Annotated in this window: 12 protein-coding genes; 9 read left to right on the forward strand and 3 right to left on the reverse strand. The window is 48.7% G+C overall.

The window, feature by feature from the left end:
• Positions 1-77 precede the first annotated feature (77 nt).
• The 3 genes from ACZ42L_RS09150 to ACZ42L_RS09160 are packed head-to-tail and all read left to right on the forward strand — an operon-like array spanning position 78 to position 3,374.
• Complete coding sequence (locus tag ACZ42L_RS09150) at positions 78-1,004, forward strand: rhomboid family intramembrane serine protease (protein WP_464715907.1); 927 nt, start codon at positions 78-80, stop codon at positions 1,002-1,004.
• Positions 1,005-1,014: 10 nt separating this feature from the next.
• Positions 1,015-2,097, forward strand: a complete 1,083-nt coding sequence (locus ACZ42L_RS09155) for an endonuclease/exonuclease/phosphatase family protein (protein WP_464715908.1) — start codon at positions 1,015-1,017, stop codon at positions 2,095-2,097.
• 29 nt (positions 2,098-2,126) lie between these two features.
• Positions 2,127-3,374 (forward strand): M16 family metallopeptidase, encoded by a 1,248-nt coding sequence (locus ACZ42L_RS09160; RefSeq protein WP_464716994.1) that lies wholly within the window; start codon positions 2,127-2,129, stop codon positions 3,372-3,374.
• A gap of 5 nt (positions 3,375-3,379) precedes the next feature.
• Here the strand turns inward: ACZ42L_RS09160 and ACZ42L_RS09165 are convergent, their stop codons facing one another.
• On the reverse strand, positions 3,380-4,672 hold the full coding sequence (locus ACZ42L_RS09165) for an ATP-binding protein (protein WP_464705906.1): 1,293 nt from the start codon (positions 4,670-4,672) through the stop codon (positions 3,380-3,382).
• Positions 4,673-5,046: 374 nt separating this feature from the next.
• Between ACZ42L_RS09165 and ACZ42L_RS09170 the strand changes: the two genes are divergently transcribed.
• The 6 genes from ACZ42L_RS09170 (at position 5,047) to ACZ42L_RS09195 (ending at position 15,348) form a co-directional block, all read left to right on the forward strand.
• The gene (locus tag ACZ42L_RS09170) at positions 5,047-6,279 is read left to right on the forward strand and encodes a nucleoside recognition domain-containing protein (RefSeq protein WP_464715909.1); all 1,233 of its coding nucleotides are present in this window, start codon (positions 5,047-5,049) and stop codon (positions 6,277-6,279) included.
• 11 nt (positions 6,280-6,290) lie between these two features.
• The gene (locus ACZ42L_RS09175; RefSeq protein ID WP_464702519.1) at positions 6,291-7,757 is read left to right on the forward strand and encodes a lipopolysaccharide biosynthesis protein; all 1,467 of its coding nucleotides are present in this window, start codon (positions 6,291-6,293) and stop codon (positions 7,755-7,757) included.
• Between the two features lie 6 nt (positions 7,758-7,763).
• Entirely contained in the window at positions 7,764-9,878 is a 2,115-nt protein-coding gene (locus tag ACZ42L_RS09180) for a S46 family peptidase (RefSeq protein WP_464715910.1), read from the forward strand.
• Positions 9,879-9,930: 52 nt separating this feature from the next.
• The gene (locus tag ACZ42L_RS09185) at positions 9,931-11,103 is read left to right on the forward strand and encodes an MFS transporter (RefSeq protein ID WP_464715911.1); all 1,173 of its coding nucleotides are present in this window, start codon (positions 9,931-9,933) and stop codon (positions 11,101-11,103) included.
• A gap of 417 nt (positions 11,104-11,520) precedes the next feature.
• Positions 11,521-12,402 carry a hypothetical protein gene (locus tag ACZ42L_RS09190; RefSeq protein WP_464698534.1) on the forward strand — a complete coding sequence of 294 codons (882 nt, stop codon included), beginning with the start codon at positions 11,521-11,523 and terminating at the stop codon, positions 12,400-12,402.
• 93 nt (positions 12,403-12,495) lie between these two features.
• The gene (locus ACZ42L_RS09195) at positions 12,496-15,348 is read left to right on the forward strand and encodes a glycoside hydrolase family 2 TIM barrel-domain containing protein (protein ID WP_464715912.1); all 2,853 of its coding nucleotides are present in this window, start codon (positions 12,496-12,498) and stop codon (positions 15,346-15,348) included.
• 90 nt (positions 15,349-15,438) lie between these two features.
• On the opposite strand, the gene ACZ42L_RS09200 is transcribed toward ACZ42L_RS09195, so the two are convergent.
• On the reverse strand, positions 15,439-15,867 hold the full coding sequence (locus ACZ42L_RS09200) for a Fur family transcriptional regulator (RefSeq protein WP_464702523.1): 429 nt from the start codon (positions 15,865-15,867) through the stop codon (positions 15,439-15,441).
• A gap of 280 nt (positions 15,868-16,147) precedes the next feature.
• Entirely contained in the window at positions 16,148-16,522 is a 375-nt protein-coding gene (locus ACZ42L_RS09205; protein WP_464701676.1) for a desulfoferrodoxin, read from the reverse strand.
• Positions 16,523-16,621: the final 99 nt, after the last annotated feature.

The raw sequence follows: 16,621 nt of genomic DNA on the forward strand, positions 1-16,621 counted from the left end.
TGGTAATAGTTTTGTTGATTTCGCGGTTTTTTCGTACTTTTGCGACATTATATATCATAAAAGAAAAGGAGAGAACTATGCGCAATATACCTGTAATGACGAAAAATCTGCTCATCATCAATGTGCTGGCGTTTATTTGCATGCTGGCTCTGACGACGATGGGTATTGATTTGAACGACATCTTCGGACTTCACTTTTTCCTCGCTCCCGACTTCCAAGTCTACCAGCTGATTACCTATATGTTCATGCACGGCGGCTGGATGCACTTGTTTTTCAACATGTTCGCGCTGTGGATGTTCGGCGTGGTGGTAGAGAATGTGTGGGGACCTCGCAAGTTTTTGTTTTATTATATATCGTGCGGTGTCGGTGCCGGGCTGTTTCAGGAATTGGCCCAGCTGGTATCGTTCTATATGACGGTGCATGGGCAAGACCCCACTATTGGCATCTCGGAACTGGGAGCTGTGGCCACACAGTTGGGTGCTGCACTCAACACATGGACCACGGTGGGGGCATCGGGGGCTGTCTATGCCATCCTTCTGGCGTTCGGAATGATATTTCCCGAAGAACGCATCTTCATCTTCCCTTTGCCAGTTCCTATCAAGGCCAAGTGGTTCGTAGTGTTCTATGCCGGTATCGAAGTGTTCTCGCTGTTGGGTACTGCCAACGACAACGTAGCCCATCTGGCCCACTTGGGCGGTATGGTATTCGGCTTTTTCATGATTCGCTACTGGCGCAATCATCCAACCCAAGGCTATGGACGCTCGCAAGGTGCACAGTTCTTTGATTCGCTGCGTAACCGATGGGAGCAGCGCAGCCATCGACAGGCCGATACGCGTGGCACGGAAGCACCACAAGACCGACAGAGCGACTGGGACTACAATGCCCGCAAGCATGCTGAACAGGAAGAAATAGACCGTATTCTGGACAAGATTCGCCGAAGCGGATACGACAGTCTGACGGCCGAAGAGAAGCGCAGGCTTTTCGAGAATAGCAATCGCAATTAGTCGCTCGTCAATGATTAAGACTATCAAAGAATTTACTTTCCGCATGGTGGCAGGCGCTAATATTGCCACCATTATCGTGATGCTACTGGTGGGATTTTCTGACAGGCTGAACCCTGTAGATCATCCTGTACTGGCTTCTGCCGGACTGGTATTTCCTGTTCTGCTGGTCATTAATCTGGGATTTACCTTCTTTTGGGTGGTCTTCAGGCTGCGCATGGTGCTGATACCGCTGGCCGGTTTCCTGCTCTGTTACGCCCCGATTCGCACCTATTGTCCCTTTAACGTGCGAGAGACAGCCCCGGAAGACGCTATCAAGGTGCTCTCGTACAATGTCTTGTCGTTTTGCGGATGGGAGACACAGCCCGGCGAGGACAATGCCATCTTGGAGTATATCGTGGAGCAGAATGCCGACATCGTGTGTCTGCAAGAGGCTATGCCAAGCGGAATCAGTCAGCAACGGGTCGAAGAAAAGCTCAAACCCCTGTACCAATACTGCGATACCGCGGTAAAAGGGCGGGGTGGAGACTGTATCGCCCTTTATAGCAAATATCCTATCATCTCTCGCCAACGCATACACTATGCCTCTCCAGGCAACCTCTCCATGGCCTACGAAGTGAAGATAAACGACGATACGGTCGTCGTAGTCAACAACCATCTGGAGACTACGGGACTGTCGATGGAAGACAAGGCGAACTTCAAGCAGATGGTGAAAGGCAATGTGGAAGCCAGAGAGGCCAAGACCGAATCGAAACGATTGATAGACAAGCTGGGGGAAGCGGCGAAGAAACGCGGTCCGCAAGCCGAGGCCGTAGCACGCTTTATCAGTGAACACAAAGGCCGGAGCATAATAGTATGCGGCGACTTCAACGACAATCCTATCTCTTATACACGGCGCACGATAGCCCGCAATCTCACCGACTGCTACGTGGAGAGTGGGCTTGGGCCTGGTATTTCCTATCATCATTCGGGCTTCTTCGTGCGGATAGACAATATCATGTGCTCGGACGACTGGACACCTTACGGCTGCCGGGTAGACAACAGTATCAAGAACAGCGACCACTACCCCATCTACTGTTGGCTGAAGAAAAAGTAGTGGAAAAACAAGTTAGTGCTATCATTGCAATGAAATATAATACTTTTACGCTGGACAACGGTCTGCGTATCATCCACTTACCATCGGCTTCTCCCGTACTCTACTGTGGCTATCAGCTCAATGTGGGGTCGCGCGACGAAGCACCCGGCGAAGAGGGGTTGGCACACTTCTGCGAGCATGTCACTTTCAAAGGGACGGAGCATCGACGGGCATGGCACATCATCAACCGTCTGGAGAGCGTCGGCGGCGACCTGAATGCTTTCACCAACAAGGAAGATACCGTCTACTATGCGGCAATCTTGCACGAACACATGGAGCGGGCTGTCGACCTGTTGACCGATATCGTATTTCACAGCACATATCCCCAAGCCGAAATAGATAAAGAGGTGGAGGTGATATGCGACGAGATAGAGAGTTACAACGACTCTCCGTCGGAACTTATCTACGATGATTTTGAGAATGCTATCTTCCGAGGTCATCGGTTAGGGCATAACATCCTGGGTACGGCCGAGCGCGTGCGGAGCTTCACGACAGCCGATGCCCTGCGCTTCGCCCGTAAGTATTACACGCCCGGCAATGCCATCTTCTTTGCTTATGGCAATGTTGATTTCGGACGATTGGTGAGGTTGCTCATGCGTACTTTTGCTACAGGTGGACACGAAGGCAGCGACTTCGCTGCACAGGATGCCCTGCGCCCCGATATGAGAGAAGAATTACCACCCTATCAGGCCAGCGAAAACATCGTTGACCGCGGCACGCATCAGGCGCATATCATGATGGGCAATAGGGCTTACGGTGTGCATGATGACCGGCGGATGGCGCTCTATCTGCTCAACAACATCTTGGGTGGACCAGGTATGAATGCCCGTTTCAACCTGTCGTTGCGCGAACGCAACGGTCTGGTGTATGCCGTCGACAGCAGTATGGTGAACTATGGAGATACGGGACTATGGGGGGTCTACTTCGGTTGCGACCCTCACGACGTGAAGCGTTGCCGCCGGTTGGTGCGCTCAGAACTTGACCGCGTGATGCTTACACCGCTGTCAGAGGGCCAGCTGAATGCTGCCAAGAAGCAAATCAAAGGGCAGATAGGTGTGGCTTGCGATAATCGCGAGAACTTCGCACTCGACTTTGGCAAGAGCTTTCTGCACTATGGTTGGGAAAAAGACACCACCTCGCTCTATGCGAAGATAGATAGCGTGAGCATACAGCAGGTACAGGCCGTGGCGCAGGATATATTCGAAGAGTCGCGCATGACGGTGCTGGGGTATAGGTGAAAGGGCTAGTCTTTCAGGCACGCAAGTGGTATTACCTTCACTCCATCATTTCTTGTATATGCCATATATCCACCTGTAAGTACGATAAGGAGATTTGGCTCTGTGAGAGGTACTTGCTTCTCGGTCTCATTATGTACCTGAATGAGGTGTTTTATTTTAAGCAAGTGTGCAGCTCCCTCTTCTATTTCGCGACTTCCCAACTTACATTCTATAAGTGCATACCGTCCGTCTGATAGATGAAGGACAAGATCTGCCTCCAGTCCGTAGCGATCTCTGTAATAAGATAGGTGACTATCAAAATCCGGTGTGTAAGCTTTTAAATCTCGCATGCACATCTGTTCAAAGATAAATCCGAATGTCTTCAGTTGAGTCATGAGGGCTTGTGGTGTCAATCCCAATGATGCGACAGCAATCGAAGGGTCGATAAATGCTCGCTTTAAACCGCTACGTATAGCCGTCTTACTTCGTATAGCCGGACACCATGCCTCAACATTACTAATTACAAACAGGCGTTTGAGCGCTGTTACGTAATCCTCAAAAGTGTTTGTGGTGAGGGTTGCTTCTCCTGAAGATACGACATCTGTCAGAAGCGAGGTGTTTTTTGCAAGTGTTGAAATATTACGTGCGTAAGAACGCATGACAGCTCTTGCGACCTGTTCATCCCTCTTTACTCCATCAATTCTTGATATATCTTCTCGACAAACTGTATCTACATAATTCCTTGCGACAAGCAATTTTGCCTTGTCGCTCTTCATGTTTATAGTGGCAGGCCAGCCTCCCCTACATGCTACATAGATAAGGTCTTCTATCTTCATATCGGATGTAATCCCATCAATATCAAGATTCTGATGGTCAAAAAGTGCTTGTAACGAAATCTTTCCATTGGATTCTCCAGATTCCCAAAGGCTCATCGGGAGCATCTGCATGCGCGAGATACGCCCATTCCCAGAATGTCTGATGTTGTTTTTGTCTACGGAGTTTGAGCCTGTAAGGATGAATTGTCCTGGAATCTGACGCTTGTCAACCATCGTACGTACAGCATCCCACAGAATAGGAGCGTCTTGCCATTCGTCTATCAGTAATGGCGGTTCACCCTGTAGGAGCAAAGAAGGCTTTGACGAAATGGTAGCCAAGTATTCCTCACGCATATCGGTGTCTTGCAGTTTAATGATGCTCTTGCTTATCTGTTCGGCTGTAGTTGTCTTGCCACACCATTTAGGCCCTTCTATTAAAACAGCTCCGAAAGCCTCTAGACGTTCTTTTAAGAGGTCGTCTGCCATACGATGTAAATAGTTCATAACACTTTCCTTTCTTTAATCATGCAAAATTATGTAGAATAGTTGGTATTACAAATAAATTGGTGATATTTGTTGCCTTCTATTACGATGTTTTGTGGTAATTTATTGATAGTTTTTGTGATATTTTACTGGGGGTTATTGTGATAAATTCAAACAAGATCTTGTGAACTATTTAAATAGAAGCGATATAAGGATGATATTTTTTTGATAGAAGCAGTCATATTTCTTACGATTTGTCAGTGTATACAGGTAACCACTGACTTTTATTTCGTTTTCTAAATTATTATCTATATCTTTGCAGAAAATAGACTGCATTCGACAATCGGAGACAGATATCTGATGGCGCTCGACTGCATGGCAATAGCCTCCCGTATATGGTACTGAACTACATTTGGATAGCATTCTTCCTCATCGCCTTTGTTGTGGCATTGGTGCGATTGGTTGTATTCGGCGATACAACCGTGTTTCCCGAACTCATGAATTCTACATTCGATTCGTCGAAATCGGCATTTGAAATCTCCATTGGTCTGACGGGAATGCTGGCTCTGTGGCTCGGTCTGATGAAGATAGCCGAACGTGCCGGACTCATCAATGTGTTGGCGCGTGTACTCTCACCGGTATTTACCAAGCTCTTTCCCGACATTCCAAAGGAGCATCCGGCAATGGGTAGCATCTTCATGAACATAGCTTCCAATATGCTGGGGTTGGACAATGCGGCCACACCGCTGGGACTGAAAGCCATGCAGGAATTGCAAATGCTGAATCAGAAGAAGGATACAGCTACCAATCCGATGATTATGTTTCTGGTGTTGAATACCAGTGGACTGACGATAATCCCCGTTTCTATCCTCTCATACAGGGCGCAACAGGGGGCTGCCCAGCCCACAGATGTTTTCCTACCGATACTCATTGCCACCTTTGTGGCAACGCTTGGTGGAGTCATTATCACCTCCCTGTATCAGAAAATCAATCTGTTCAACCGCACATTGCTGCTAACCCTGGGCGGTATCAGCCTGTTCATGGCGGGCGTGGTATGGACATTCAGCCAGATGACACCAACGATGATGAATACCGTCAGCACGTCGGTGACGGCCATACTGCTCATGTCGATTATCGTAGGATTCATGCTAGCGGGCATGAGAAAGAAAATCAATGTGTACGATGCCTTTGTCGAAGGTGCGAAAGAGGGATTCACCACGGCAGTCCGCATTATCCCCTATCTCGTAGCTTTCTTGGTTGCCATCGGTGTGTTCCGGTCTTCGGGTGCTATGGATGCAGTGGTAGGAAGCGTGAAATGGGGCGTAGATTTGGTGGGATTGAATAGTAACTGGGTGGATGCTTTGCCTACGGCGTTGATGAAACCGCTATCCGGTTCGGGGTCAAGAGGTATGATGCTCGACGCTATGACACACTTCGGAGCCGACTCTTTCGTCGGTAGGCTGAGTTGTTTGTTCCAAGGTTCTACCGATACCACGTTCTATATACTGGCCGTTTATTTCGGCAGTGTGGGCATACGCTATACTCGCCATGCCGTGACATGCGGTCTGCTGGCCGACCTAGTGGGTACTGTTGCAGCCATTTTAATCTGTTACATGTTCTTTGGATAGTTCGTTAAGCTATGGCAAATTTAAAATCTTTATTAAAAGATACGGCCATTTATGGTCTGAGTAGCATTGCTGCCCGATTTATCAACTACCTGCTAGTACCCATTCAGGTGTATAAGTTCAATGCTGCGGGGGGACAATATGGTATTATTACCAATATCTATGCCTACATTGCATTACTCATCATCCTGCTTACTTACGGCATGGAAACCACATTCTTCCGCTTTGCCAACAAACAGGGAGAGAATGCTCCGATGGTCTATTCTACCACACTTCGCATGGTAGGATTTATAGCTTTAGTGTTCTCGCTGCTGATACTGCTGTTCCTACAGCCCATTTCGGCAGCTATGGGATACGCCGACCATCCCTCGTTTGTAGGCACGATGGCGGTCTGTGTAGCCATCGACGCGTGGACAGCTATCATGTTCGACTACCTGAGATACAAGCACAGGCCCTATAAATTTGCACTGCTGAAGATAGTCAATATCACCCTGAACATCGTCCTGAACCTGTTGTATCTGGTCGTATTGCCCTACTTCAGAATCAATCCTTTCGGTATCTACGATGCTCAATTCACACTGAATGTAGCCTTTGTCTTCTATATCAATCTGACATGTACCATCGTCACGCTTCTGATGCTGTGGAAAGAGTTGAAAGGTATTACCTTTGGATTCGACAAGGGAGTATGCAAGCGCATGCTCAGCTACACATGGCCGATGCTGATTCTGGGCTTGGCCGGACAGTTGAACCAAAGTGCTTCGCAGATACTCTTCCCTTATTTCTACAATGGTTCGATAGCCGAAGCACAGGTGGAACTAGGCATCTATGGCGCCAGTATCAAGATAGCAATGATTATGGTAATGATAACCCAGGCCTTCAGGTTTGCCTATGAGCCGTTCGTTTTCGGCAAGACGAAAGACAAAGACAACAAAGACACCTATGCCAAGGTGATGAAATACTACATCATCTTCACCTTACTTGCCTTCTTGATGGTCATGGGCTACATGGATATACTGCGCTATGTGGTGGCCCACGACTACTGGGATGGGCTGCGGGTAGTACCCATTGTGATGGCAGCCGAAATCATGTTTGGCATCTATTTCAACCTTTCATTCTGGTATAAATTGACCGATCGCACCATTTGGGGAGCTTACTTTTCGGGATTGGGATGTGTGGTGCTGATATTGATGGATATCCTTCTCATTCCCCACTTCAGTTATATGGCTTGCGCGTGGGCCGGTTTTGCAGCCTATGGTGTAAGTATGGTGGTGAGTTATGTGGTAGGACAACGTTATTATCCCATCAATTATCCCTTGAAAGAGATACTGCTGTATGTTGTTCTGACGGCAGTCTTGTTTGGCGGAATACAGCTGGCGAGCAGTCTGCTCCCCATCCTTCCTACGCTCATTGTCAACACATTGCTGATAGGGGTATTCGTCATCGTGACTATCAAGAAAGAAAATATCAAACTAAAAAGATAATATACAATGAAGAAAATCTCATCGTTGGCAGCCTTATGTATGCTTGCCGTGCTGCCCATGAACGCCGATGAAGGCATGTGGACACTCTATAATTTGCCTAAAGCTGTGTATGAACAGATGCAGGCCGAGGGTTTCCAGTTATCCTACAACGACCTATATAGTAGTAAAGATGCCGTCAAGAATGCCGTTGTCAGCTTTTCCGGCTACTGTTCGGGCGTCGTCGTGTCGCCCGATGGATTGGTGTTTACCAACCATCATTGCGGCTTTGAAGCCATTCGCTCGCACTCCACGGTGGAGCATGATTATATGTTGAACGGCTTTGTGGCACAGAGCTATGCCGACGAACTGCCCAATGAAAACATGTTCGTATCGTTCATGAAGAAGCAGGAAGACATCTCCGAGCGCGTCAACAAGCTCATCGAGGGCCAATCGCGCGACCGCCAATCTGTCCTCCTCAATGCGCTTGAGAAACAGCTAAACGACTCTATTAAGAAGATAGATAAGACATTACGCATCGACGTCGCTCCTTTCTACGAGCGCAATCACTGGTATGCCACTACCTATCAAGATTTCACCGACCTGCGTTTGGTGTTCGCCGTGCCTAAGTCGATGGGTAAGTTTGGAGGTGAAACCGATAACTGGATGTGGCCCCGACAAACCTGCGACTTCTCTGTGTTTCGCATCTATGCCGACCCCAAGACTAACGGACCGGCAGCTTACAGCAAGGACAATGTACCCTATCATCCACAACATTGGGCACCCGTAAGTCTCGAAGGATACAAGGAGGGAGACTTTGCCATGACCATGGGCTATCCCGGTTCGACCAGTCGTTATCTTTCTTCCTACGGCATACGTGAGTGTCGCGATGCCCTCAATGCACCCCGCGCTCAGGTTCGCGGTGTCAAGCAGGAGGTGATGCAACGCCACATGCGTGCCTCGGAGGCGGTACGTATCAAGTACGATTCCAAGTATGCCCGGAGTGCCAACTACTGGAAAAACTCCATCGGCATGAACAAATGTATCGACTCTATCGGCATCATCGGGCAGAAACAGGCTTACGAGCAACGTCTCAGAGCATGGCAAGACTCGACCGGTTTCCTCAAAGGCAAGCTCGATTTCGATCTCATGGCCCGTCTGTATGCCAAGCGGTTCAACGCCCAGAAGGCTTGGACGTACTTCAGCGAGACATTCCACCGTACCAGCGAATTCAACGAGAGAGCCAACTATCTGAACCAAGCTGAGGTGAGAGGACCGAAGAATCGCAAGAAGAAGCAATATATTCAGTTCGATGACAACAGTCAGAATTGGGATGCAGCACTCGACAAAGAGGTGATGGCCGTATTGTTGAAGAACTATCGTAGCCATGTGGACAGCAAGTATCTGCCGAAGTTCTACACAACGATAGACAAGAGGTTCAACGGCGACTATGCCCGTTATGCGGCCACGCTTTACGACAAGTCGCTCGTCATGAAGAGCGGAAAGAAGCTCTATGTAAACGGAAAGGCATTCCAGAAAGACTTGGGTGTGAACTATGGTCTCGACCTGTTGGAAATCACTGCCGAATTAGCTGCCGAATTAGTTGCCGTAGGCGACAGCATTCTCGACCAGGAGAAATACCTCTGTGCAGCCAAGCTCCGCATGGAAGAAGATTTGCCCCACTACTCCGATGCTAACTTCACCATGCGTCTGAGTTATGGCCAGGTGGGCGGATTCGAACTCGGTGGCAAGCCGTCGGGCTACTATACCACTGCCGAGAGCATCGTAGAGAAAATGAATCGTGGCGAAGATGTCTTCGACTACAAGGCAGAACCCATTATGAAAGAATTGCTTTCTGCCCGCGACTTCACTCCCTATAGCGATTCAAAGACCGGTAAACTGCAACTGTGTTTCCTGACCAACAACGATATTACGGGCGGAAACAGCGGTTCGCCCATGTTCGACGGCAAGGGAAGACTCATCGGTCTGGCCTTCGATGGCAACTGGGACAGCCTGTCAAGCGATATTAACTACGACAAGCGATTGACTCGTTGCATCGGCGTCGACATCCGTTATATGCTGTTCATGATGGACCGTTGGGGACATGCCGACCGATTGTTGAAAGAGATTTTCCCCAATCGCTAGTGTGATTTCAGGCATATCGTTTACCTCGGTATGCCATGCAATCTGTGGTTGAATGCTTCAACTGGAAGAAAACAAGGGGATACCCCGTGCCATGATGATACTCATGGCCATGCTGGCAGGGTTCACTGTAGCCAATCTCTACTACAGTCAACCCCTGTTAGACATGATTCGTCACGATCTCCACACCACGGAAGTCGGAGCTAATCTCATCACCGTCATCACGCAGGTGGGATATGCCCTGGGGCTTCTGTTGGTCATCCCGGCTGCCGACCTCTATAGCCGGCGTCGTATCATCATTGTTTGTATGACGGGAGCTGCCCTCATGGCAGCCCTCACAGCGTTGGCCACCGACCTCCATATCATTTGGACGGCATCGCTGTTTCTTGGTCTCTGTTCTGTTGTTCCACAACTTTTTATTCCAATAGCCGGCCAGTATTCCCGACTGGAGAACAAGGCCCGCAATATGGGCTACGTGCTGTCAGGACTGCTCACCGGTATCCTTTCAGCACGTGTGCTGTCGGGTTTCATCGGCGACTGGATGGGGTGGCGTGCCGTTTACGCCATCGCCACCTGTATCATGGCCGTATGCTGCCTCGTTACATTGCGGCTCATGCCTCGCATGAGAGCCAATTTCACAGGCAACTATCTCGGCTTGATGCACTCCGTATGGACCATTGTGCGTACCCATCCACGCATTCGCCTCAACAGCGTCAGGGCTGCTTTTGGATTTGGGAGCATGCTGGCTATCTGGTCGTGCCTGGCTTTCCACATCGCCGGTTCGCCTTTCTACGACAGCAGCGACATGGTGGGTGTCCTCGGATTGTGCGGTATTGCCGGTGCCGTGGCGGCTTCGGGCATGGGCAAGTGGATTCCCAAATACGGCGTGCGGCGTTTCAGTGCCGTTGGGGCTATGCTTCAGATAGTGGCCTGGCTCACGGTCTATGTGTTTGGCGACAGCTATGCAGGCATCATCGTGGGCATCATCTTGGTAGACATCGGTGTACAATGTCAGCAGTTGAGCAACCAAAGCAGTTGCATACAGGAGTTGCCCGAAGCCAGCAACCGCGTCAACACCATCTTCATGACTACTTATTTTATCGGTGGCAGCCTGGGTACTTACTGTGCCGGACAGGGCTGGACCACTGCCGGATGGCTGGGCGTCTGCCTTGTCGGCATAGCCTTCGCCTCGGCCTCTTTATTGATAACATGTATCACCAGACGATAAATTGATTCCCCATGAAACACTACTTATCTACTTTATTTCTACTTTTAAGCTGCACTATGGCGCTGGCTCAAGACCGTATCGACCTCTCAGGCCAGTGGGACTTGTGTCTCCGTACAGACGGGGCGACATCCATTATATATTATTCATAATAGATAGTTGGGAATATACTGATTGATTGTTGAAAGAAATTGGTGTCAGGTAAACAAACAAATCGTTACAACAAATTCCTTATAACACAATATGTGATTTATTGTTTTATTAACAATTTTCTTACGAAAACCGAAAAAAAATATCATTTTTTGTATAAAGTAGAAATATTATTTATATATTTGCAGCATCCATTATAAACCGATTTGTAAGATTTAACTTATTAGATTAATCTTTATTTTTTATATAAACTTATAAATACCAAATCAAATGAAAAAAACATTTACTCTTATTACATTGTTATTAACCCTTGTCATGACAGCTCAAGCAGCTGATTTATGGACAGGAAATGTCACCTATTCAAATGGTAAGCGTCTTGATGGTGAGAAAAGTATTAAAATTACAGCCGATCAATTGGCTGATGTGAAAGCTGGTGACAAGATTATCGTAGATTTCACAGAGTACACTGAAGACCCTAAAACGTGGCGTAATGTAGAAATTTGGCGTACCGATTGGCATAATGGTACTTTGTTTGATCCTTTCCACATTACAGCCGGAGCCGAAAAAGCAACCTTTGTGCTGGATGAAGAAAAGGCTAAAATTGTAAAAGAAGAGGGATTTGCTTTGGCCGGAACAGGCTATACTGTTACCAAAGTGGCACTTGAAGCTGATAATGGAGTGTTATGGGAAGGCTCTAAAGATATTGCAAGTTGGCAGACCGTTACCGTTACTAAAGATAAGTTTGTCAACGCCAAGGCTGGTTATAGCCTTGTTGCTACTATTGAAAATGTAGGAAGCAATGCACAAGTTTCTTTTGTTCAAAATGCAGCTGGTTGGCCTGCTCTTTCTGCAAATGAAGCTGGTGGGAATGTATTTAAAGTAAAGGCAGAAGACAATACAGTTACCTTTACACTCAACGAAGAAGCTGTTACAGCCTTAAAAGATAAAGGCCTTATTCTTACAGGTATGAATTATACTGTCACAAGTATAGTTATGACACCTACTAGTGGTATCCGTAATTCTGTATACACATCTACAGATGGAGTTCAGCGCATTTATACGCTTACAGGCGTACAATTGAAAGAGACCGACGTAAAAAGATTACCTAAAGGAATTTATATCGTTAATGGTAAGAAAATACAGGTAAAATAATTTGAATATATACAAAAATAGCACCTATAGTCTATTGGCTATAGGTGCTATTTTGTTCATAAGAATCTCATCGAGCAAACCACCTGATTCTCCATGAAATACTACTTATCTACGCTATTTCTACTTCTAGGCCTCGCCACGGCAGTGGCCCAAGACCGTATCGACCTCTCAGGGCAGTGGGACTTGTGTCTCCGTACAGATGGGGCGACGACGATTCCCACGCTGTTCGACGACTCTATCATGTTGCCTGGCACTACCGATGTGGCCGGTAAGGGCATGCAGCCTTCGTCAAAAACTGAGACTACCCACCTCACGCGACTGCACAGTTTCAAGGGCAAAGCATGGTATCGGCGCACCGTTGAGATTCCCACATCGTGGCGAGGCCACGACATCTATCTCTTCATGGAGCGCACCAAGCCCTCCACACTCTACATCGATGGCAAGCAGCTATGGTCGAAGAGCGATATATCAGTACCGCAGTGGTACGAGATTTCGGGCGGATTGACACCCGGACGCCACACGCTTGTCCTCTGTATAGACAATGCCAGTGGAGTTCCGGAGCAGATTTATGCCAGTAGCCATGCCTATACCGAAGATACACAAACCAATTGGAATGGAGTCATCGGCAGCTTCTATCTTCAGCCATTGGCGTCTGCCGTCATCACAGGCTATAGTCTGATACCCCATGTGGCCCAACATTCCGTTACCGTCAAGGTCTATACCGACGGCGCTCATCCCCGGAATTCCCACCTGACGATATCGGCTACACCGCGCACATGGAACGGAAAGGTAATCACGCGCGATGTGTTCAATCTCGAAAAGCGGGCAGGTGGCTATGTAGAAGTGACACTCAATCTTGGTGCTGACGCCCGTCTGTGGAGCGAATTCAGTCCCGACCTCTATGACATCACGCTCAATCTAAATGGTGTGGAAACCACCATTTCCTTTGGATTACGCGAGTTTACCGCCGACCGCCACCATTTTTATATCAATGGCAAGAAGACCTTTCTGCGCGGTAAGCACGACGCCTGCGTGTGGCCGTTAACCGGTCATGTGCCTATGGACACGGTCTCGTGGAACAGATATCTCAAGACGCTCAAGTCGTATGGCATCAACCACGTGCGTTTCCACTCATGGTGTCCGCCCGAAGCAGCCTTCCGGGCAGCCGACGAGCAGGGCATCTATCTACAGCCCGAACTGCCTTTCTGGGGCGATTTCAATGCAAAAGACTCCACCCTCATGTCGTTCCTGATGACCGAGGGCTTGAATATCATCCAGCAATATGCCCACCATCCGTCGTTTGTGATGATGGCTTTGGGCAACGAACTATGGGGCAGCATCGACATGATGCACGCTTTCGTGAACGAATTCCGTCGTCTCGACCCTTCCAAGCTCTACACTTTCGGCTCCAATTACTATTTGGGCTATCAGGGTATCAAACCCGGTATAGACTATTTCACGACCTGTCGCATCGGCGGCGAGGCCTGGGACAAGTTCAATACCCATACGCGCGGTTCGTTCTCCTTTGCCGATGCGTTCGATGGCGGACTGCTCAACCATTGCCCGCCCAATACGATGATGAACTTCGATGAGGCTTGCAACGCTGCCACCGTGCCTATTATCAGCCACGAGACGGGTCAGTTCCAGTCCTATCCCGACTACGCCCAGATGCAGAAATACACCGGTGTACTCTATCCTTACAGCATGGAGGTATTCCGTAAGCGACTTGCCGATGCCGGCATGGCAGCTCAGGCCCACGACTTCCATCGCGCTTCGGGCTTGTGGGCGGCACAGTTGTATAAGGCCGACATAGAGATGGATTTACGGACACGCAACATGGCTGGATTCCAACTGCTCGACTTACAAGACTATCCCGGCCAAGGCAGTGCCTACGTGGGACTGCTCGACGCCTTTATGGACAACAAGGGCTACGTCACGGCCCGTGAGTGGCGTGGTTTCTGTGCGCCCGTCGTGCCGATGCTGGAGTTCTATTCGTATGTCTACAGCACTGCCGAACGGCCCTACGAGGGTGCAGATTGCACATGGTCGGCCCACGCTGCCATAGCCAACTACAGCGGGCAGTCGCTACGAGGAAAAACATTGCGGTGGCAACTGCTGCTGCCCGATGGTTCGGTACACAGCGAGGGCCAGCTCCCTATCGCCACAGACAGCCTTGGTCTCTTCCGGATTGGCTCGATAGAAGATGGCATCTGCGACATTCTGCGACCTACCCAACTGCGCGTACAACTACAGATAGAAGGTACGGAATATGCCAACAGCTATCCCATGTGGGTATATCCCAATAGCGAGAAATCACTCGACCAGCTCAAGAAAGGCATCCTTGTAACCCACAAGATGACCGAAGACATAGGGCGGAAACTTCAGCGCGGGGCACGTGTCTTGCTCATGCCCGACTCAGCTGCGGTGGCTGGAAACACCGTCGCCGGTCTTTTCCAGACCGACTATTGGAACTATCGCATGTTTAAGACCATCTGCGAGAACAACAAGAAGCGTGTCAGTCCAGGTACGCTCGGACTGCTGATGAACCCTGCCCACGCTCTCTTCCGCGACTTCCCCACCGACAGCTGCACGTCGTGGCAGTGGTTTCCCATCGTCAAAGCTTCCCGTCCGCTCATCCTCGACCGCTTGTCGAGAGACTACCGCCCTCTTGTTCAGGTGATAGACAACGTGGAACGCAACCATAAGCTCGGCCTGATCTTTGAATTCAGCGTGGGCAAAGGGCGGTTGTTAGTGTGCATGGCCGACCTCGATTCCATTGCCTGCACCCCTGAAGGCGAACAGTTCTATCGTTCGCTTCTGGGCTATATGCAGAGCAAAGACTTCGCTCCACAGACCCATATCGGTTGGTCTGAACTGGTACAAACCCTCACGTCGTCGGCACAAGAGCGTAGGTTGAAAGAACTGAATAACATTTCTCAGTATTAAGTGAATTGACGAGTAGACAAGTTGCCAGATAAATGAGTTCTCGAGTTTGTGAATCTACTTGTTAACTTGTCTACTTGTCAACTCGTCTACTTAAAACTCCTTTTCTGCACAATCCGGGCAAACACCCTTCAGTACATAGTTGATATTGTTGAGTTGAAACCCGTTGGGCAATGGCACAACAGGCACGGCTATACGTTTGAGACAAAACGTGCGGTGGCAACGTTCGCAATAGAAATGCGTATGCTCGTCGTCTACGGAGCAGTCGCACGAGTCGTCGCATACCGCATATTTCAGCATGCCCGACCCGTCGTCGATAGCGTGGACCAGCCGATGGAGCAGGAAAAGAGAGAGTGTACGCGATATGGTAGACTTGTCGACCGTTGGCAACCAACGTTCCAAATCGGGCATAGACACCGCCTCGTCTCCGCGGCACATCTCTCTAAGAATGAGCAATCGGATAGCCGTGGGGCGTATATCGCGCCGTTCCAACTTGTGTATATAGTATTCCTCGTTAGGCATTTTCTTCCATAAGAGAGCATCCCTCTCCCTCCAAACACAAAGATACACAATTTTTCCCTATTCCTCCCACTCATCCCTTCAAAAACTGCAACACTGATTATCAGCAGAAGATACCATAGATACGGATTACACACCGTCTCTACTCATATTTTCACCTTGAAAAACTATCCCAGATATTTGCGCTTCGATTTGGAAATTACCAACTCATACGTCTACGATAACAAAAAAACTCCCTGCAACCACATATTGGGTTACAGGGAGTTTCTTCATATCGGGCAGTTTATGAACGCCACAAACCGTGGAGGTTGCAGTATTCGCGGGCATAAACCTCGGTAGCGTCGGTCTTGAATTCAGCTACAGGAGCGTCGCCCGGCTTCAGATACTTACGCATTACAGTATCGCCGGCGATGAGTTCTATCCACTGGATAGAGTGCTCTTCCAACATCGGGTGAGCCACAGAACCTACAGTCACTCTGTATCCGCCTTCAATCTTCTCTACTACAGGCACGTGCTTCTCGGTAGCTGCATCTACACTGTTCTCTTTTACAAGCTCCATAGGCTCGCCGCAACAGGCGAGAGGACCGCCACCTACATTCACTACTTCTACAATATTTCCGCACTTACTGCAACGGTAAATTTCGTTCTTTTCCATAATCTTGTTCGTTTTTATGTTAATGTATAATATGTGTCTTTAAAAATATATCTCATTCGATATTGCAAAGATAGCAAAAAAAACAATACGTGCAAATATTTT

Source organism: Prevotella mikamonis (assembly GCF_055381405.1).

Excerpts from the sequence above, each read along its gene's own strand:
- ACZ42L_RS09155 (WP_464715908.1), top strand. The coding sequence starts at position 1,015 with ATGATTAAGACTATCAAAGAATTTACTTTCCGCATGGTGGCAGGCGCT.
- ACZ42L_RS09175 (WP_464702519.1), top strand. The coding sequence starts at position 6,291 with ATGGCAAATTTAAAATCTTTATTAAAAGATACGGCCATTTATGGTCTG.
- ACZ42L_RS09195 (WP_464715912.1), top strand. The coding sequence starts at position 12,496 with ATGAAATACTACTTATCTACGCTATTTCTACTTCTAGGCCTCGCCACG.
- ACZ42L_RS09165 (WP_464705906.1), bottom strand. The coding sequence starts at position 4,672 with ATGAACTATTTACATCGTATGGCAGACGACCTCTTAAAAGAACGTCTA.
- ACZ42L_RS09190 (WP_464698534.1), top strand. The coding sequence starts at position 11,521 with ATGAAAAAAACATTTACTCTTATTACATTGTTATTAACCCTTGTCATG.
- ACZ42L_RS09185 (WP_464715911.1), top strand. The coding sequence starts at position 9,931 with ATGCTTCAACTGGAAGAAAACAAGGGGATACCCCGTGCCATGATGATA.
- ACZ42L_RS09170 (WP_464715909.1), top strand. The coding sequence starts at position 5,047 with ATGGTACTGAACTACATTTGGATAGCATTCTTCCTCATCGCCTTTGTT.
- ACZ42L_RS09150 (WP_464715907.1), top strand. The coding sequence starts at position 78 with ATGCGCAATATACCTGTAATGACGAAAAATCTGCTCATCATCAATGTG.
- ACZ42L_RS09200 (WP_464702523.1), bottom strand. The coding sequence starts at position 15,867 with ATGCCTAACGAGGAATACTATATACACAAGTTGGAACGGCGCGATATA.
- ACZ42L_RS09160 (WP_464716994.1), top strand. The coding sequence starts at position 2,127 with ATGAAATATAATACTTTTACGCTGGACAACGGTCTGCGTATCATCCAC.
- ACZ42L_RS09180 (WP_464715910.1), top strand. The coding sequence starts at position 7,764 with ATGAAGAAAATCTCATCGTTGGCAGCCTTATGTATGCTTGCCGTGCTG.